At 74.0% G+C, this 17571-nt stretch carries 15 protein-coding genes; 7 read left to right on the plus strand and 8 right to left on the minus strand.

Features of this window, described 5'->3' with window-relative positions; genetic code table 11:
* Positions 1 to 11: 11 nt before the first annotated feature.
* Positions 12 to 644, minus strand: coding sequence for a thymidylate kinase (locus tag ACN27C_RS18890; RefSeq protein WP_120568997.1), 633 nt, complete (start codon positions 642 to 644; stop codon positions 12 to 14).
* A gap of 116 nt (positions 645 to 760) precedes the next feature.
* On the opposite strand from ACN27C_RS18890, the gene ACN27C_RS18895 reads away from it, so the two are divergent.
* Positions 761 to 1321, plus strand: a complete 561-nt coding sequence (locus ACN27C_RS18895) for a dihydrofolate reductase family protein (protein WP_422747087.1) — start codon at positions 761 to 763, stop codon at positions 1319 to 1321.
* Between the two features lie 4 nt (positions 1322 to 1325).
* On the opposite strand, the gene ACN27C_RS18900 is transcribed toward ACN27C_RS18895, so the two are convergent.
* Positions 1326 to 3158 carry a thiamine pyrophosphate-requiring protein gene (locus tag ACN27C_RS18900; protein ID WP_422747089.1) on the minus strand — a complete coding sequence of 611 codons (1833 nt, stop codon included), beginning with the start codon at positions 3156 to 3158 and terminating at the stop codon, positions 1326 to 1328.
* Between the two features lie 102 nt (positions 3159 to 3260).
* On the opposite strand from ACN27C_RS18900, the gene ACN27C_RS18905 reads away from it, so the two are divergent.
* The 3 genes from ACN27C_RS18905 to ACN27C_RS18915 all read left to right on the plus strand — a co-directional run bounded on the left by ACN27C_RS18905 (position 3261) and on the right by ACN27C_RS18915 (position 7505).
* Positions 3261 to 4073 (plus strand): TrmH family RNA methyltransferase, encoded by an 813-nt coding sequence (locus ACN27C_RS18905; protein ID WP_422751647.1) that lies wholly within the window; start codon positions 3261 to 3263, stop codon positions 4071 to 4073.
* 57 nt (positions 4074 to 4130) lie between these two features.
* Positions 4131 to 5582, plus strand: a complete 1452-nt coding sequence (argG, locus tag ACN27C_RS18910) for an argininosuccinate synthase (RefSeq protein WP_120569000.1) — start codon at positions 4131 to 4133, stop codon at positions 5580 to 5582.
* A 99-nt stretch (positions 5583 to 5681) separates the two neighbouring features.
* Positions 5682 to 7505, plus strand: coding sequence for a PucR family transcriptional regulator (locus ACN27C_RS18915; protein WP_422747092.1), 1824 nt, complete (start codon positions 5682 to 5684; stop codon positions 7503 to 7505).
* 131 nt (positions 7506 to 7636) lie between these two features.
* Here ACN27C_RS18915 and ACN27C_RS18920 read toward each other — a convergent pair whose 3' ends face one another.
* The gene (locus ACN27C_RS18920) at positions 7637 to 8986 is read right to left on the minus strand and encodes a hypothetical protein (protein ID WP_120569002.1); all 1350 of its coding nucleotides are present in this window, start codon (positions 8984 to 8986) and stop codon (positions 7637 to 7639) included.
* Between the two features lie 87 nt (positions 8987 to 9073).
* Here ACN27C_RS18920 and murD point away from each other — a divergent pair, with 87 nt between their 5' ends.
* On the plus strand, positions 9074 to 10420 hold the full coding sequence (gene murD, locus ACN27C_RS18925) for a UDP-N-acetylmuramoyl-L-alanine--D-glutamate ligase (RefSeq protein ID WP_422747095.1): 1347 nt from the start codon (positions 9074 to 9076) through the stop codon (positions 10418 to 10420).
* 36 nt (positions 10421 to 10456) lie between these two features.
* Here the strand turns inward: murD and ACN27C_RS18930 are convergent, their stop codons facing one another.
* The 3 genes from ACN27C_RS18930 to ACN27C_RS18940 all read right to left on the minus strand — a co-directional run bounded on the left by ACN27C_RS18930 (position 10457) and on the right by ACN27C_RS18940 (position 12573).
* Entirely contained in the window at positions 10457 to 11002 is a 546-nt protein-coding gene (locus ACN27C_RS18930; RefSeq protein ID WP_121686066.1) for a DUF6114 domain-containing protein, read from the minus strand.
* A 1-nt stretch (position 11003) separates the two neighbouring features.
* On the minus strand, positions 11004 to 11633 hold the full coding sequence (locus ACN27C_RS18935) for a DUF6230 family protein (protein ID WP_120569005.1): 630 nt from the start codon (positions 11631 to 11633) through the stop codon (positions 11004 to 11006).
* A gap of 184 nt (positions 11634 to 11817) precedes the next feature.
* The gene (locus ACN27C_RS18940; RefSeq protein WP_422747097.1) at positions 11818 to 12573 is read right to left on the minus strand and encodes a TetR/AcrR family transcriptional regulator; all 756 of its coding nucleotides are present in this window, start codon (positions 12571 to 12573) and stop codon (positions 11818 to 11820) included.
* 347 nt (positions 12574 to 12920) lie between these two features.
* Between ACN27C_RS18940 and ACN27C_RS18945 the strand changes: the two genes are divergently transcribed.
* Positions 12921 to 13607 carry a Tat pathway signal sequence domain protein gene (locus tag ACN27C_RS18945; RefSeq protein ID WP_120569007.1) on the plus strand — a complete coding sequence of 229 codons (687 nt, stop codon included), beginning with the start codon at positions 12921 to 12923 and terminating at the stop codon, positions 13605 to 13607.
* Between the two features lie 57 nt (positions 13608 to 13664).
* Here the strand turns inward: ACN27C_RS18945 and ACN27C_RS18950 are convergent, their stop codons facing one another.
* Complete coding sequence (locus ACN27C_RS18950; protein ID WP_421501100.1) at positions 13665 to 14627, minus strand: hypothetical protein; 963 nt, start codon at positions 14625 to 14627, stop codon at positions 13665 to 13667.
* A 117-nt stretch (positions 14628 to 14744) separates the two neighbouring features.
* Here ACN27C_RS18950 and ACN27C_RS18955 point away from each other — a divergent pair, with 117 nt between their 5' ends.
* Positions 14745 to 16040, plus strand: a complete 1296-nt coding sequence (locus ACN27C_RS18955) for an aspartate aminotransferase family protein (RefSeq protein WP_422747099.1) — start codon at positions 14745 to 14747, stop codon at positions 16038 to 16040.
* Between the two features lie 3 nt (positions 16041 to 16043).
* Here the strand turns inward: ACN27C_RS18955 and ACN27C_RS18960 are convergent, their stop codons facing one another.
* The gene (locus ACN27C_RS18960) at positions 16044 to 17411 is read right to left on the minus strand and encodes an acyltransferase family protein (protein WP_422747101.1); all 1368 of its coding nucleotides are present in this window, start codon (positions 17409 to 17411) and stop codon (positions 16044 to 16046) included.
* Between the last annotated feature and the right edge of the window lie 160 nt (positions 17412 to 17571).

Consider the following 17571-nt stretch of genomic DNA (forward strand, 5'->3'; position numbering starts at 1 on the left):
CCGGGCCCGCCTCACGCGTCCGGTGGAGGCGGGGTGGTCGCCCGGGTCGTCAGCGCGGCGTCGAGCGCGGCGTCCAGGGCGGCGGCCACCTCCGCCGGGGCGCGGTCGCCGTCGAGCACAGTGAACGTGCCGAAGTCGGGCAGCGCCCGGTAGGCGGCGTCCAACGCCCGCAGGTGCGCCGGTTCCTCGGTGTCGATGCCCCGCGCGGCCACCCGCAGCCGCGCCACCTCGGGGGAGGTGGCGAGGAAGCACACCACCGCCGGCCGCGGGAAGACCGCGTACGCGGCGCGCACCACGCGCCGTCCCCGGTCGCCCCGGGCCGCCATGATCACGTCCTGGCACCAGGTCCACCGGTCCAGCACCGCCACCCGTCCGGTCAGGCGGGCCACCGCCACGGTCCGGGCCATCGCCGCCGCGCGCACCGTCGCCTCCAGCGCCGGATAGAGGGTACGGCCGAACAGCGCCACCCCGTCGGCGCGGCCGAACGCCCGGGCCAGCCGGTTCCACAGCGGCCGGCCACCGGCGTTCTCGAAGTACCGCGCCCGGACGCCTCGCTCGCGCAGCCGCGCCGCGAGCGCCCTGGCCTGGGTCGTCTTGCCGGAACCGTCGACACCGATCAGCGCGATCATCACGGGGCGGGCCACGCCGGGAGGCTAGCCGGAAATCGACGACGCCGGGTTGTCGGATCCGCCCGGCCGGCTCCGACCCACCGGCGAGCGCGCCCGTTCCGGGGGCGCCGTGCGACGCGGAGGAACACATCATGGGCAGTGTCGTCTACGGGGTGCACACGTCGGTCGACGGTTTCATCGAGGGGCCGAACGGCGAGTTCGACTGGCCGGAGATGGGGGAGGAGTTGTCCGCGTACTCGATCGGGTTGGCCGAGCGGGCCGCCGCCTTCGTCTACGGGCGGCGGGTGTGGGAGATGATGTCCTCCTACTGGCCGCAGGTCGAGTCGATCTCCGACCACCCGCACGACCTGGCGTTCGCGCCGATCTGGCGGCGTACCCCGAAGATCGTGGTCTCGCGGACGCTCGCCGAGGCCTCCCACGGCGCCGTGGTGGTCGGCGGCGGCGACCTGGCGAAGGAGTTCGCCGAGGTCCGCGAGCGGTTCCCCGGCGACCTGCTGGTCACCGGCGGCACCGGCGCGGCGACGGCGCTGGCCGCGCTCGGGCTCGTCGACACCTACGAGGTGATCGTGCATCCGGTGGTGCTCGGCGGCGGGCGGCAGGTGCTGCCCGGCCTGGCCCGCCAGAACCTGCGGCTGGTCGAGACGCGCACGTTCGACGGGCGGTCGGTGCTGTTGCGCTACGCGCGGGCCTGACGCCTCAGCGGCCCCGGCGGCGGGGCCGGTACGTGGCGAGCGCGGCCGGCACGCCGCGCCGCACGATGCCGGCCCGGTCGCTGTCCCCGCGCAGCACCGCTGCGGCGGTCTTGCGGGCCTGCTCGGCGGTGAAGTGCGGCGGCAGCATCAGCTCGGCCGGGTCCACCACCGCGTTGACCACCACCGGCCGGTCCGCGTCGAGCACCCGCTGCCACAGGCCGTCCACCCGGGCGGGGGAGTCGACCAGCTCGCCGCCGAGGCCCAGCACCTCCGCCCACCTGTGGTACGCCACGTCCGGCAGGTCCTGGCTGTCCGGGAACATCGGCGTGCCCTCACCGGACCGCTGTTCCCAGCTGACGAACGCGAGGTCCCGGTTGTTGAGCACCAGCACCACGAACCGGGGGTCGGCCCACTCCCGCCAGTACTTCGCCACCGTGATCAGCTCGTTGACGCCGTTCATCTGCATCGCCCCGTCGCCGAGCAGCGCGATCACCGGCCGGTCCGGGTGGGCGAACTTCGCCGCCAGCGCGTACGGCATCCCGCCGCCCATGGAGAGCAGCGTGCCGGAGAGGCTGGCCAGCATGCCGGGGCGGACCCGCACGTGCCGGGCGTACCAGGCGGTGGCGGTGCCGCAGTCCACGGCGAGCATGGCGTCGTCCGGTAGCGCGTCGTCGAGCGTAGTGAACAGCGACTGCGGGTTGACCGGGTCGGCGGGCTGCGCGGCGACCTCGCGTTGCGAGGCCCGCCACTTGCCGGTGGCGTCGGCGAGGGTGGCCCGCCACGCGGTCGGGCCCGGCCCCGGGCCCAGCTCCTTGAGCAGGGCGCGCAGCGTCGGCCCGGCGTCGCCGGTCAGGTTCACCTCGGTCGGGTAGCGCAACCCCATCCGGGTGCCGTCGATGTCGATCTGCACCGCCCGGGCCTGGCCCTCCGGCGGGTAGAACTCCGAGTACGGCATCTGGCTGCCGACGATCAGCAGCCGGTCGCACTCGCGCATGAGCTGCCAGCTCGGGCGGCTGCCGAGCAGGCCGATCGCGCCCGTCACCCAGGGCTGCCGGTGGTCGACGGCGGTGAAGCCGAGCAGCGCGGTGGCGACACCGGCGCCGAGCCGGTCGGCGATCCGGCGTACCTCGTCCTCGGCGCCCAGCGCGCCCTGCCCGACCAGCATCGCCACCCGCTCACCGCCGCGCAGCACCTCGGCGGCGCGGCGCACGTCGGCCTCCGGCGGCACGGTCGGCGTGCTGCTCGGCACGGCGCTGGTGTGGTAGTAGCCGTGGGCGTGCGGCGGGTGCGGCACCGCCGGCAGGTCCTGCACGTCGGAGGGCAGGACCAGGGCGGTCACGGTACGCCGGGCCAGTGCCGTGCGGCAGGCGCGGTCCACCAGGTGCCGGGCCTGCGACGGGTCGTCGAGCTGGGCCAGGAAGGCCGACGCCACGTCCTTGTAGAGCGAGAGCAGGTCCACCTCCTGGTAGTAGCCGCCGCCCTCGGCGGGCAGCGCGGTGTGCCCGAGCAGCGCCACCACCGGCTGGTGGTCGAGCTTGGCGTCGTAGAGGCCGTTGAGGGCGTGGATCGCGCCCGGACCGCTGGTCACCACCACGCAGCCGAGCGGTCCGCCGCCGTACTTGACGTGCGCGCCTGCTGCGAACCCGGCCGTCTCCTCGTGCCGGACCTGGATGAACCGGGCCCGTCCCTCGGCGCGTTGCAGCGCCGAGGTCATGCCGTTGATCCCGTCGCCGGGGTAGCCGTAGTAGCGGTGCACGCCCCACTCGGCGAGCCGGGCCACCAGGTAGTCGGCGACTGTGGCGTCGCGGGGGAGGTTGCCGTCGTGATCCGCGCCCATCCTGGTCCCTCCGTCACCGTCGGCCTTCCGGCTCCGTTCCCCGCCCGGGACGACGGAAACCCGGCCCGCGCCGGAGCGGCCGGGCGGGCCGGGCAGAATCGCCTGGTGCCCGTCCACGAGATCACCGACCCCGACGACGACCGGATCGCCGACTACCGCGCGCTCACCGACGTGGAGCTGCGTACCCGCTGGGAACCCCCGCACGGGCTGTTCATCGCCGAGGGGGAGCTGGTGCTGCGGCGGGCGCTGCGGGCCGGCTACCCGGCCCGGTCGTACCTGGTCGACGCCAAGCGGGTCGACCAGCTCGCCGACCTGGACACCGGTGACGCGCCGGTGTACGCCGCCACGCCGGACGTGCTCCAGCGCGCCACCGGCTTCCACGTGCACCGCGGCGTGCTCGCGTCGTTCCACCGCAAGCCGCTGCGCCCGGCCGACGAGGTGCTGGCCGCCGCCCGGCGGGTGGTGATCCTGGAGGACGTCAACAACCACACGAACCTGGGTGCGATCTTCCGGGGCGCCGCCGCGCTCGGCGTCGACGCGGTGCTGCTGTCCCCGACCTGCGCCGACCCGCTCTACCGGCGCAGCGTACGGGTCAGCATGGGCGAGGTGTTCGCGGTGCCGTACGCCAAGCTCGACCGCTGGCCCGACGGGCTGGACCAGGTCCGCGCCGCCGGTTTCACGGTGCTCGCGATGACACCAGCGCCGGATGCCGTACCGATGCAGCGGCTGACCCCGGCGCAGCGGGAGCGGGCGGCGTTGCTGCTCGGGGCCGAGGGGCCGGGCCTGACCGCGTCGGCGCAGGCCGCCAGCGACGTGCGGGTGGTGATCCCGATGCGGCGCGGCGTGGACTCGCTGAACGTGGCCGCCGCCGCGGCGGTGGCGTTCTGGGAGCTGGGGCGGGAGGACGCGCTCTGAGGACCGGCCCCGCCGACCGGCTTGCATGACCATGCGACACCGTGCATAATCTTCCTTGTGTCCAAGGTTCTCACCTCCCTGCCCATCGGCGAACGTGTCGGCATCGCCTTCTCCGGCGGCCTCGACACCTCGGTAGCCGTCGCGTGGATGCGCGACAAGGGCGCCGTCCCCTGCGCCTACACCGCTGACATCGGCCAGTACGACGAGCCCGACATCGCCTCGGTGCCCGGCCGCGCCCACACCTACGGCGCCGAGGTCGCCCGGCTCGTCGACTGCCGCGCCGCGCTGGTCGAGGAAGGGCTGGCGGCGCTGACCTGCGGCGCCTTCCACATCCGCTCCGGCGGGCGGGCCTACTTCAACACCACGCCGCTGGGCCGGGCCGTGACCGGCACGCTGCTGGTCCGGGCGATGATCGCCGACGACGTGCAGATCTGGGGCGACGGCTCGACGTTCAAGGGCAACGACATCGAGCGGTTCTACCGGTACGGCCTGCTGGCCAACCCGCAGCTGCGGATCTACAAGCCGTGGCTGGACACCGACTTCGTCACCGAGCTGGGCGGCCGCACCGAGATGTCGGAGTGGCTGCTGGAGCGCGGCCTGCCCTACCGGGACAGCACCGAGAAGGCGTACTCCACCGACGCCAACATCTGGGGCGCCACCCACGAGGCCAAGACGCTCGAACACCTGGACACCGGCATCGAGACGGTCGAGCCGATCATGGGGGTCAAGTTCTGGGACCCGTCCGTGGAGATCCCCACCGAGGACGTCACCATCGGCTTCGACCAGGGCCGCCCGGTGACGATCAACGGCAAGGAGTTCGGCAGCGCCGTCGACCTGGTGCTGGAGGCCAACGCCATCGGCGGCCGGCACGGCCTGGGCATGTCCGACCAGATCGAGAACCGGATCATCGAGGCCAAGAGCCGGGGCATCTACGAGGCTCCCGGCATGGCGCTGCTGCACGCCGCCTACGAGCGGCTCGTCAACGCCATCCACAACGAGGACACGCTCGCCAACTACCACAACGAGGGCCGCCGCCTCGGCCGCCTCATGTACGAGGGCCGCTGGCTGGACCCGCAGGCGCTGATGCTGCGCGAGTCGCTGCAGCGCTGGGTCGGCACGGCGGTCACCGGCGAGGTGACGCTGCGGCTGCGCCGGGGCGAGGACTACTCGATCCTGGACACCACCGGTCCGGCGTTCAGCTACCACCCGGACAAGCTGTCGATGGAGCGCACCCAGGACTCGGCGTTCGGCCCGGCCGACCGGATCGGCCAGCTCACCATGCGCAACCTCGACATCGCCGACTCCCGCGCCAAGCTGGAGCAGTACGCCTCCGTCGGGATGGTCGGCGGCGGCACCCCGCAGCGGATCGTCGGCGCCGCCCAGGCGGCGTCGACCGGGCTGATCGGCGCCATGCCGCAGGGCGGCGCGGAGGCCATCGCGTCCCGGGGCGTGCCCACCGCCGAGGACGAGGCGCTCGACCGGGCCGCGATGGAGTTCGGCGTCGACTGATCGCCACGGCTCGTCCCGTCTGCCCGCCCGCCGGTCCCCGCCTTCTCGGCGGGCCGGCGGGCGGTGTGGCTTTCGGCAACGGTGGTGACGCAGGGTAGCGTGTCGCCCGTGTTCCCTACCGTGCGTGAGGTGCTGGACCTGGTGCCCGTGCGCAACGGCGCGCCGCGCCTGGTCGCCGGGACCGCCGGGCTGGACCGGCCGGTGCGCTGGGTGCACATCGCCGAGGTGCCGGACATCGCCACCCTGCTCGGCGGCGGGGAACTGGTCCTGACCACCGGGATCGGCCTGCCGGGCGACGACGCCGGGCTCCGCGAGTTCATCGGCGCCCTGGCCGACGTCGGCGTCTCCGGGCTGGCCGTCGAGCTGGGCCGCCGCTACGTCAGCGGAGTGCCCCGGGTGATGGCCGCCGCCGCCGAACGACGCGGCCTGCCCCTGATCGAGCTGCGCCGGGGCACCCCGTTCGTCCGGATCACCGAGGCGGTGCACGCGCTGATCGTGGACGCCCAGCTCACCGAGCTGCGTGCCACCGAGGAGATCCACCAGCGGTTCACCGAACTGTCGGTCGAGGGCGCCGAACCGGCCGAGGTGCTGCGGCAGGCCGCCGAGCTGGCGGGCTGCCCGATGGTGCTGGAGAACCTGTCCCGGCAGGTGCTCGCGTACGACCCGGCGGGGGAGAACGCCGAACTGCTGCTGGACGGCTGGGAACGGCACTCGCGGCAGATCCGCCCGCCCGGGCGCACCGCGTACGACCCGGACAGCGGCTGGCTCGTCACCACCGTCGGCGCGCGCGGACAGGACTGGGGACGGCTGCTGCTGCGCTGGCCGGCGACCGAGTCCACCCCGCCGACCCGGCTCACCATCCTGATCGAACGGGCCGCCTCCACGCTGGCCCTGGGCCGGCTGATCCGCCGCGACGCCGAGGGCCTGGAACGGCAGATCCACCGCACGCTGCTGACCGCCCTGATCGACCACTCCCGCCCGGTGGACGAGGTGGCGCTGCGCGCCAAGGCGCTCGGCGTCGTCCTGGACCGCCGGCACCTGGTCGGCGTCGTGGTCCGGCACCGCGCCGACGAGCCGGCCGGCGACGCGGGCACCCCCGACGACGAGCCCGCCCCCGCCCGGCGCGGCGGGCGCCGCGACACCGACGCCGAAGGCCCGGAAGCCGGCCCGGCCCGGCTGCGCGACCTCGCCGAGGCGGTCAGTCAGGCCGTCCGGGACGCCAAGCTCACCGCGCTGACCAGCCCGCTCGACGACCAGGCCGTGGGCGCGCTGCTGGCGCTCCCCGACCCGGCCGCCGAGGAGAAGGCACTGTCCGCGTTCGCCGCCGCGTTGCGCCGGGTACGCCTCGACGCCGCCCCCGCCGCGCCGGCCGCCCCAGCCGCCCGCCCGGCCCGCCCGCTGGAGGCTCCGGACCGTCCCGCCGGACGGGCCGTGGCGTCGGCGAGTGCGCGGCCGGTCGACGCGCCGCCCCGAGCCGCGATCGTGGTGGCGGCCGGCTCCGGCGTGGGCAGCCTGCGCGAGGCACGCCGGTCACTGATCGAGGCGCGGCAGGTCGCCGAGGCGGCCCGGCGGGATCCCCGCGATCTGCCCTGCTACCGCCTGCCGCACGTCGGGCTGGCCGGGCTGCTGCACCTGTTACGCGACGAGCCCCGGTTGCAGACGTTCGTCGAGCGTGAACTCGGGCCACTGCTCGCCTACGACGCCCAGCATCCACGGGAGCAGTTGCTGGGCACGCTGCGGGCGTACCTGGAGCAGGGGCGGAACAAGTCGGCCGGTGCGGCCGCCGCGCACCTGTCCCGGCCGGCGTTCTACGAGCGGCTGGCCCGTATCGGCCGCATCCTCGACGCCGACCTCGACTCGGTCGACAGGTGCCTGTCCCTGCACGTGGCCCTGCTGGCCCTGGACGCCGTCCGCACCCCCTGACCCGGCCCCGTCACGCCGGTCCCGCCCCGTCGATCATGAGGTTGAGCCGGTGTTTCGCCCGAATCCGCCCCGTCAACTTCATGATCGACGGGGCGGGGCGGGGCGGGGTGGGGTGCGGCGGGCGGGGAGGGTCAGGTCAGGGCGGTCAGGGTTTTGGCGTAGGGGGCGGGGACGAAGTTGTCGCCGCCGGGGGTGAACACGTCGGAGGTCGCCGCCGCCTGCCAGGCGGTGTCGGGCAGTGCCGCCACCAGAGCGCGGACCACCGGGGCGTCGCGCCACTGGTCCTGCTGGGCGAGCAGGCTCAGCGCGACCACCGACTCCTCCACCTCACCCACGCACTCGAACGGCTTGTGCCCGTCGATGCCGAGCAGCTCCCGGTAGCCGGGGATCTGCGTCTCGTCGGCCAGCAGGTCACCGCCGAAGATGCCGGTCAGCCGCTCCCGGGGCATGAACGGCGCCATGGCCAGGAACACGAACCGGCACTTCGGGCAGTCGCGGCACCAGCGCTCGCTCGCGTCCCGCAGCTTGAACGCCGCGTTGCAGCTGGTCACCACCGCGTCGTACCGGTCGATCTCGGCGAACAGCCGGGCGATGTGCAGCTCGGACAGGGACCGCAGCAAGGAGAAGTACGGCTCGGTGAGCCCGGCGTGCTCGGCCAGCGCCGCCCGCAGCAGCCCTTCCGCCTCGACGCCCTTGGACCACTGGTGGTTGATCTCGTGGCCGTTCCAGATCAGGTTCGGGTCGGACGCGGAACGCTCGTTCGACATCACCACCGGGCCGAGCCCGTGCAGGACGGCGGTCGCCACGGCGATCAGCGAGTTGATCGCGGTGACCGGGATGTGCCCGTTGCGCGCGCCGGCGGCGTTCAGCTCGAACAGCACCGGGTCCAGCCGCCGCCGGGCGGCCAGCGGCACCAGGTCCGACGCCTCGTTCACCGACACGATCACGTGGTTCGGGTTGACCGAGAACGGCACCGGGTCGAGGCCGGCGCGGCGCAGCGCCTCCAGCGTGACGATGGAGTCCTTGCCGCCGCCCACCGCCGACAGCGGGCGGCGGTCGGAGTTGTCCACCGGCACGGCCGGGTCCACCGTGCCGGACGGCACCTCGGGACGCAGCTCCAGCACGTGCGGCAGCTCGTTGCGGTACGCGTACTCGGCGAGGCCCTTGGTGTAGACGGCGGTGACCAGCTCGACGGCGGCGGCGCCCAGCGGCGCCGGCAGCACCAGCCGCGGCGGCGCGGCGGCCTTGTAGTAGCTGACGCCGGCGACCACGTGCAGCAGCTCCAGCACCCGGGCCAGGGTGGCCGCCGTGGCGTCGGAGACGGGCTCGGCCGGCAGCGGAAGCGTGATCACCTCGGTGAACCGCTGCTCGCCGTCGGGACCGGTCAGGGCGTAGTCGAACAGGACCTCGCCGGTGGCGAAGTCGATCGAGTAGGACGGGAAGGTGAAGGCGTCCATCCGCCGCAGCTGCTCGTTGGGCACACGCCATACTAGGCCCTGGTTCGTCCGTCCGTGTCCGGCTGGGCCGGACCCTGCCCGCCGTGCGTCGACCGAGTCCGAGGAGAGCCCGTGCGCCTGTCTGATCTGCGCGGACGTCATGTCGCCGTCTGGGGCGCCGGCCGCGAGGGCCGGGCCGCGGTGACCGCGATCGCCGCGCACGGGCCGGCCGGCCTGGTCGTCGTCGACGACAGCGCCAACTTCCTCACGCTGCCCTGGGACGGTCCGCTGGCCGCCGCGGCGCCGCTCGTCACCGGCGAGGAGGGCTTCGAGCGCCTGGCCGCCGCCGACGTGGTGGTCCGCTCGCCGGGCGTGCCGAACACCCATCCGTGGATGGTGGAGCTGCGCCGCCGGTCCGTGCCCGTCACGCAGGGCAGCGCGCTGTGGATGGCCGACCACGCGGACCGGACCGTCGGGGTGACCGGCAGCAAGGGCAAGAGCACCACGTCCAGCCTGATCAGCCACCTGCTCACCGCGATGGACCGGCCGAACGTGTTCGGCGGCAACATCGGGGTGCCGCTGCTGGACCTGCCCGAGGCGGAGCTGTACGTGCTGGAGCTGTCCAGCTACCAGTGCTCCGACCTGACCGACTCGCCGCGGGTGGCGGTGGTGACCGCGCTGTTCCCCGAGCACCTGGACGCGCACGGCGGCGAGCGCGAGTACTACCGGGACAAGCTGAACCTGATCGCGCACGGTCCGCACGCCGTCGTGGTCAACGGCGCCGACCCTCGCCTGGCGGCCGAGCTGGGTGACCGGGCGGCGGTACGCGCCGGCTCGCCGGACACCACGCACGTGGCCACCGGACCGGACGGCGCACAGTGGTTCCACCTGCGGGACACGCCGCTGTTCCCGCGCGCGGTGCTGCCGCTGGTCGGGCGGCACAACGAGGGCAACCTCTGCGTCGCGCTGGCCGTGCTGGACGCGCTCGGCGTCGACGTGGTGGCGCGCAGGGACAGCCTCGCCGTGGCGGTCGCCGAGTTCCAGGGCCTGGCGCACCGGCTCACCGAGATCGCCGACCCGTCCGGGCTCACGTTCGTCGACGACACGCTCGCCACCAGCCCGTACGCGGCCATGCACGCGATCGACGCGTACGAGGGACGGCCGCTGACCGTGATCGTCGGCGGCGCCGACCGAGGGCTGGACTACAGCCCGCTGCGCGCGCACCTGGCCGACCGGGAGATCACCGTGATCGGTGTGCCGGACAGCGGCCCCCGCATCGTGGACGCGCTGTCCGGGCTGCCGTCGGTGCGTACCGAGCTGGCCGACGACCTGGTCGCCGCCGTCGGGCTGTCCCGCAAGCTGACCCCGGCCGGGGGTGTGGTGCTGCTGTCCCCGGCGGCGCCGAGCTACGGCCGGTTCCGCAACTTCGAGCACCGCTCCGAGGTGTTCGCGCAGGCGGTGGCCGACACCGCCCGCTGAGCGGCGCCGGCCGCCCGCGCGGCGCTGCCCGCTCGGTCAGCCGCGTTCCGCCCGGGCGTCCCGGTGCGGCGACGGCTCGGCGGACAGGATCGCGTCGAGGGACTCCGTGGGCGCGGACCGGTCGACCGGCTCCCGTTGCGCGGGCGCGACCTCCGTGGGCCCGGTCTCGGCAGGCCCCGCCTCCGGTGCGGTGCGGGCCGCCCGCGTCTTGACCGGCGTCCAGGCGAACGCGAGCGCGCCGCCGACGAGCGCCAGCAGCATGCCGATCAGGAACCCGCCCAGGTTCGAGGTGAGCCAGGAGACCAGCCCGAGCACGAGGGAGAGCACCGCGTAGAAGACGCGTTGCTGCGGCGTGGTGATCAGCAGCACGCCACAGATGACCAGGATGGCCGGGACCAGGTACGCGGCCAGCCCTTGCGGCCCGACGTGCAGCAGCACCCCGAGCGGTGCGCGCAGCGTCACGAGCATCTCCGCGCCGCCGAGCGCGATGAGCAGCCCGGCGGTGAACGGCCGCGCCCGGCGCCAGCGTCGCCAGCGTGTGCGAACGCCGGCGGCGGGCGCCGCGTGCTGTCCTGCGGTCACGTCAGCACCCTTCGGAGCTGAAGCCCATGCGCAGGTTGGGCAGCGTGAAGACGGCGGCGGTGGTGGCGTAGTTGTTCTGCCGCAGGTTGGTGATGGTCACGGTGTCGGCCTGCTGGGCGAACACGCCCGGGTTGCCCTTGACCCCGGGGACCTTGTCGACGGTGCTGGCGTCCTGCCCGACGTCGATGTTCTTGAAGGACGCGTTACCGGCGATCTCGTCGCCGTCGACCACGAGCGTGCGGGCGGTCACCGGCTTGCCGGAATTGCCGGCGGTGATCCGCAGGTTGGTCCCGCCCAGGTTGATGCTCTGGCAGAGATTGGTCAGCTCGGCCTTGTCGATGGCCGAGACGATCACGAGCACCTGCCCGCCGGTGTCGCCCTGGTTGGGGCTGTCCGGGATCATCTGGTCGAGCGTGGCGAACTGCTCGAACCCGGTGCCCTCCAGCTTGTCGGCGGTGACCGTGAACGGCATGCCCGAGATGGCGAACTGCGCGCCGAGCACACCCTGCGCGGTCAGCACCACCATGCCGGCCGCGCCGGCCGCCACGGCGCCGAACGTGACGGCGAACCGGCGCCAGCGCACGCCGCTTCTCGGTTGATCGGTCTCGATCTGCTCGATCTGCTCCGGCATGCCGGGCCCCTTTCGAGATCAATTCACCTGCGACGATGTGAATTGGCTTCGCAGGATGTATGCGCCGAGGGGCGCAGGCCGAAGTTACCGCTGAGTAAAGGGGCGGTCAACTGCCTGTAGCAGATCGTTGAGCGGCATTTGCCAAAAGCGGCCAAAGTGAAAAACCGCTGCGGTTTTCCATCGCTCAGGGCTGGCCGGGCGCGCAGGGCGCGGTGGTGGCCGGGCCGTCGTCCGCCCGGTCCGCCCGGGCGACGCGGCCCGCCTCCCGCGGGCCGAGGAACGGCGCGGTGGCCGCGTACGTGAGTGCCGGCAACAGCAGCGGCAGCTCCTCGGCCCGCCCCTGCGCCACCCGCTCACGGATGGTGGCGTGGATGCCCCCGACCACAGTGGACAACAGTGCGTCCCGGTCCACGTCGGCCGGATCCGGCCCGGCGCCGGCGAAGAACCGGCGGAAGCTGCGCAGCAGCGCGTCGCGCTCCCGGCGGGCGTCCGGGCCCGCCGCGTCCACCTCGACCAGTGCCATCCGGGCGAAGGCGGGCACGCTCGCCAGCACGTCGAGCAGCGTGCGCAGCGCCGCCCGGGCGGCCTCCGGCCACGCCGGGCCGGCGTCGCGGTACGCGTGCTCCATCAGCTGCGACACCACGGCGATGCCGTGCCGGTACGCGGCCAGGAACGCGTCCTGCTTGCCGCTGAACAGCGCGTAGAACGCGGGGCGGGTGACCCCGGCGGCGTGGCAGATGTCGCTGACCCGGGCGTTGTCGTACCCCCGGGTGGCGACCTCCCGGACCAGCCCGTCGAAGAGGCGGTCGCGCTGGGTCGCCGCCACCTCCTCGGCCGGCACGCGCCGCGGGCCGCGCTTGATGGCGCGGTCCGGGTCGCGGCCGTGGCGGGCGCCCGGCAGGGGCACGGGTGCCGGCGACGGCGGGCTCGGGATTGTCACTCATCGACCTTTCTTGATGCGTTGACTTCACGACCCTCCGGGGTTTATAACTTTCGACACGCTCAGTTCACGCCTCGTCACCGCTGGTGATCTCTCCTGATCGGTCACCCGAAACGCGTCGAAGGAGGGCCGGATGGCTGCCATTATCGCCGCGCGGACCCGTCCCCCCAAGACCGGAGAGAGCCAGGTGACGCGGCGACGCCGCACTGCGCCACGCCGCCCGGCCCGCTGAGGCCGCACCGGCGCACCACCACCGGCGGCCCCATCCCGGCCGCCGCACCCACCGGCTCCGTCCGCTCCGGACGCCGCCGGCACCGTTTCCTGTCCCACCGCCGGAAGGAACAACCATGCCCAGGTACGGACGTATCGGCGCGGGCCTCGCCGCCCTGACGCTGCTGACCGGTCTGGTCGGCGCCGCCCCCGCCACCGCCGCACCCACCACCTCGCTCGCCAGCGCCGTGCTGACCTACCCGACCGTCGCCGGCACCGCCGTGTCGGTGGGCGACGTCATCCAGGCCAGCCTGCGCAGCGGCACCAACGCCACGTTCTACAACTCGACCAGCGGCACCACCGGCATCAAGTGCGCCGCGTCCAGCTTCAGCGCCAAGGTGCTGACCAACCCGACCGCTCCCGGCACCGCGACCGAGAGCCTGACCGCGCAGTCGTTCTCCAGCTGCACGACGAACGTCTTCGGCACCACCGGCGTGCAGAGCGTGACCGTCAACAACCTGCCCTACACCACCTCGGTGACCAGCGCCGGCGTGGTCAAGATCTCCGGGACCGCGGCGGCGCCGATCCAGAGCACCGTCGTGCTCAACTCGCTGCTCGGCGCGATCACCTGCGTCTACCGGACGAGCACGAACTCGCTCACCGGAACGGCGTCCAACGCCACCAACTCGATCAGCTTCACCAACCAGCCGCTCACCAAGTTCTCCGGCCCGTCGCTCTGCTTCGGCACCGCGTACTTCACCGCGACGTACTCGCCGGTGAGGGACACCAGCAAGACCGGCAGCCCGGCGGTCTACGTCAACTGACACCCGGCTCCCGGGCCGGTGCGCGGCGATTCGCCGGGCACCGGCCCGCGCGCCGGTTCAGCCGGCCGTCAGCGTCATGTGCAGCGCGCGCATCGACCGCAGCGCCGACCGGATCTCCTGGAGGTAGCGGCCCGGCGTCAGCGTCGGCTCCGGTACGTCGACCGCGGCGCGCGCGACCGGGTCCACCCCGACCGTCTCGATGCCGCACCCGTACGGCACGGCGAGTGTCCGCAGCGCGTCGCAGTGCTGGAACGGCACGTAGATCGGGGCGGTCACCATCAGCACCGGGTCGTCCGCGCGCAGCCGCACGTGCTCGGCCCAGAACCGCTGCGTGTCGGCGGTGTGCGCGCGACGGCGGTCCGGTTCGCTCGACGGCGCGGCGAGCACCCGTACCGGTGGCAGCCCGGCCGGCCGGTAGGTGCGCGAGGACCAGGACCGGTGCGGATGACCGGCCGGCTCGCCGCGCTCGTCGTCCGGCTCGTCCACCCCGAACGCCAGCCGCACACCGGCGTCGAGGACGTCCACCTCGGTGGCGCAGCCGGACAGTCCGGCCGCGTCGAGCACCCCGGACTCGGCCGCGGAGAGCGGCCGGAAGCTGCCCAGCACCGCCACCTCGCCGGTCACCTCGGCCGCGCTCCGGGCCAGCACCGCCGCGTACGCGGTGCGCCGCAGGCAGGCGTGCGCCAGCCCGCCGAGCACCAGCAGGTGCGCGTACCCGGATCGGGCCGGCGCGACGGCGCGGACCAGGCCCAGCTCGGCGGCGGCGCTCAGCACCAGCCCGGCGGTGGCCGGATCGAACGCCGGCTCGCGGGCGTCCGGGCGTTCCCGTCCCTGCCGGAAGTCCCAGCGGCGGGCGGAGAACGCGTCCAGCCCGGCCAGCACCGCCGTCAGGTCGCCGCCCGGCCAGTCACCGCCGAAGTGCGCCACGAGACGCCGCACCGGCGCCGACTCCACCCAGGACCCGACCCCGGCGAGGAGCCGCTCCCGCGTCGTCCCCGCCGCGCCGCCCGGCAGCGTCACCCGATCCGTCCGCACCCGGCGGATGCTACCGCCGGGCCGACTCGCACAGTGCCGGTTGTCCCGGCCCCGGTCGTGGTGGGAACGTGCGGGGATCCACCTCCGCTGAAGGGTGCGCCGATGACCTCCGACGACCTGCTGGCCCGGCACCGGGCCGTGCTCCCGTCCTGGATGCCGCTCTACTACGCCGAACCGCTGGAACTGGTGACCGGCTCCGGCCGCCGGGTCACCGACGCGGCCGGCCGGACCTATCTGGACTTCTTCGGCGGGGTGCTGACCACGATGGTCGGTCACGACATCCCGGAGATCCGCGAGGCGGTCGAACGGCAGCTGCGTACCGGCCTCGTGCACACCTCGACGCTCTACCTGATCCGTCAGCAGGTCGAGCTGGCCGAGAAGATCGCCCGGCTCTCCGGCATCCCCGACGCCCGCGTCTTCTTCACCAACTCCGGCACCGAGGCGAACGAGGCCGCGCTGCTGGTCGCCACGAATCACCGGCGCTCGCACCAGATCCTCGCGGTGCGCAACAGCTACCACGGCCGGTCGTACGCGACGATGGGCGTCACCGGCAACCGCGGCTGGTCGGCCAGCGCGCTGAACCCGTTGCAGGTGGCCTGGCTGCACTCCGGTGAACGGCTGCGCGGGCTGCTGGCCCGGCTCGACGCGGCCGACCGGGTCGACGCGGCGGTCGAGGATCTGCGCGAGGTGCTCGCCACCCAGACCGCGGGCGACGTGGCCTGCCTGATCGCCGAGCCGGTCCAGGGCGTGGGCGGCTTCGTGCACGGCCCGGACGGGCTCTTCGCCGCCTGGAAGAAGGTGCTCGACGAGCACGGCATCCTGCTGATCAGCGACGAGGTGCAGACCGGGTGGGGCCGTACCGGCGAGCACTTCTGGGGCTACCAGGCGCACGGCGTGACACCGGATCTGCTCACGTTCGCCAAGGGCATCGGCAACGGCTTCGCGCTCGCCGGGGTGATCGGCCGGGCCGAGGTGCTGGAGTCGGTTCCGGCGATCAGCTTCTCCACGTTCGGCGGCAACCCGGTCTCCACCGCCGCCGGCAACGCGGTGCTCGACTACCTGCTCGACCACGACCTCCAGGCCAACGCCGCCCGGGTCGGCGCGATCCTCGGCGACGGCCTGCGCGCCGCCACCGCCGGGCTGGAGCAGGTCGCCGAGGTGCGCGGCAAGGGCTTGATGCTCGCCGTCGAGTTCGTCCACCCGGGAACCGTCGAGCCGGACGCGGCGCTGACCACCCGCGTGTTCGAGGCGTGCCGGGCCGGCGGCCTGCTGGTCGGCAAGGGCGGCCTGTACGGCAACGTGATCCGGATGGGCCCGCCGCTGACGCTCACCGAGGACGAGGCCCGGGAGGGTCTGGCGATCATGGTCGACGCGATCCGCGCCTCGATCGAGGCGTGACCGTCAACCCGGCCGGCGCCGTCCCACCCGTCCGGACCTGAGCAGCCGCAGCAGACCCGCCCCGGCCAGGTACGCCACCAGCGCCGGGGCGGGCAGGCCCAGCGGCTCCGGCGCGGTCTTGGGCGCCAGGCTGTTCAGCAGCAGGCCGACGAGCACGCCCGCGTACCCGGCCACGGCCAGACCGGCGCGTAGCCGCCGTCGGCCCGTCCCGGCCGGCCCGGTCGCGGGCGGGCGGCGGGTGCGGGCCTCGACCGGCCCGAAGACGGCGACCAGCACGGCCAGCACCGCGGCCAGCGCGAGCAGCCACGGTACGCGCCACGCCCACCAGGCCGCCGAGCCGGCCGGGGGAGTGGGCAGCACGCCGAGCGCGTCCAGCAGGCCGACGAGCAGCACCGCGGCGGTCAGGTGCCAGAGGAAGAGCGTGAGCACCACCGCGTTGACCGCGATCACCGCCTGCCAGGGGCCGGACCGGCGCAGCCGGCGCCCGGCCGGGTGCCGCAGCAGCAGGATCAGTCCGAGCTGGGTGGCGGCCGCGGCCATCAGCGCCAGGCTCGGCGGCGCCGCGTTGTCCAGCCGCTCGCCCGGTATGTGGAGCATCGCCACCGGGTACGGCCCGACCGCCGTGAGCAGCACCAGCGCGACCAACCCGCCGCCGAGCAGGAGCGCGCCGGCCCGGCCGGACAGCGGCAGCCCGCGGCGGAACAGGCCCCGGGTTCCCGCGTGGGCGGCGTCGTACCAGGCGAAACCGAGCTGGTGTACGGCCAGCCAGCCGAACAGGTAGTTGCCGTCGGCGAGTGCGGCCGGGCCGAGGAGCCGGCCGAGGTCGCCGAGCGCCACCAGGACCACGAGCGCCACCGGCACGGCGAGCCCGAACCGGCGGTGCAGCGCGTACATCGGCGGGGTCAGCGCCACCACGGCGACGTAGGCGACCAGGAACCACAGCGGGATGGTGGCGAACCAGACCACCGTGCGCACCTGCGCCGGGTCGGCGCCGCGCAGCGTGGCGATCCCCGCGCCCGCGGCCAGGACCAGCAGCAACACGGTGGTGGGCCGGACCAGCCGGGCGCTGCGGTCCACCAGCCATCCGGCCGCCGACCCGCCCCGGCGCCGGCGGGCGGCCAGCGAGGCGGCGTTGGCGTAGCCGCCGACCAGGAAGAACACCGGCATCACCTGGGCCACCCAGGTCAGCGGCCAGGCCCAGCGCAGATCCGCCAGCGCGGAGTGGCCGGCGGGGCGGCCGTCGTCGTACCCGACGGCGGTGACGCCCCAGTGGCCGAGCACGACCATGGTGATGGCCAGGGCCCGGAGCAGGTCGACGTAGCGCTCCCGCCCCGGCGGCGTGCGTTGCGCGAGCTGCCGCAGGCGGCGCATGAGGTCAGGCTAGGCCAGCCGGCTCCGACCGGTACGGATAACGGATCGGTCGAGAGGTCTTGTGGTCCCCGTCGCACTGTCGTAGAAATTCTTCATTACAAGTGCGTCTTGTGAAGACAAGCGACAGGGTGCTCACCGCGTGTACCCGGACCGAGGAGAT

The organism is Micromonospora sp. WMMD1219, from assembly GCF_049315215.1.
Taxonomy (GTDB): Bacteria; Actinomycetota; Actinomycetes; order Mycobacteriales; family Micromonosporaceae; genus Micromonospora; species Micromonospora tulbaghiae.

What these genes read in the sequence shown, in the direction of transcription:
- ACN27C_RS18895 (WP_422747087.1), top strand. Translation starts at nt 761, where the DNA reads ATGGGCAGTGTCGTCTACGGGGTGCACACGTCGGTCGACGGTTTCATC.
- ACN27C_RS18900 (WP_422747089.1), bottom strand. Translation starts at nt 3,158, where the DNA reads ATGGGCGCGGATCACGACGGCAACCTCCCCCGCGACGCCACAGTCGCC.
- ACN27C_RS18935 (WP_120569005.1), bottom strand. Translation starts at nt 11,633, where the DNA reads ATGCCGGAGCAGATCGAGCAGATCGAGACCGATCAACCGAGAAGCGGC.
- ACN27C_RS18945 (WP_120569007.1), top strand. Translation starts at nt 12,921, where the DNA reads ATGCCCAGGTACGGACGTATCGGCGCGGGCCTCGCCGCCCTGACGCTG.
- ACN27C_RS18955 (WP_422747099.1), top strand. Translation starts at nt 14,745, where the DNA reads ATGACCTCCGACGACCTGCTGGCCCGGCACCGGGCCGTGCTCCCGTCC.
- ACN27C_RS18960 (WP_422747101.1), bottom strand. Translation starts at nt 17,411, where the DNA reads ATGCGCCGCCTGCGGCAGCTCGCGCAACGCACGCCGCCGGGGCGGGAG.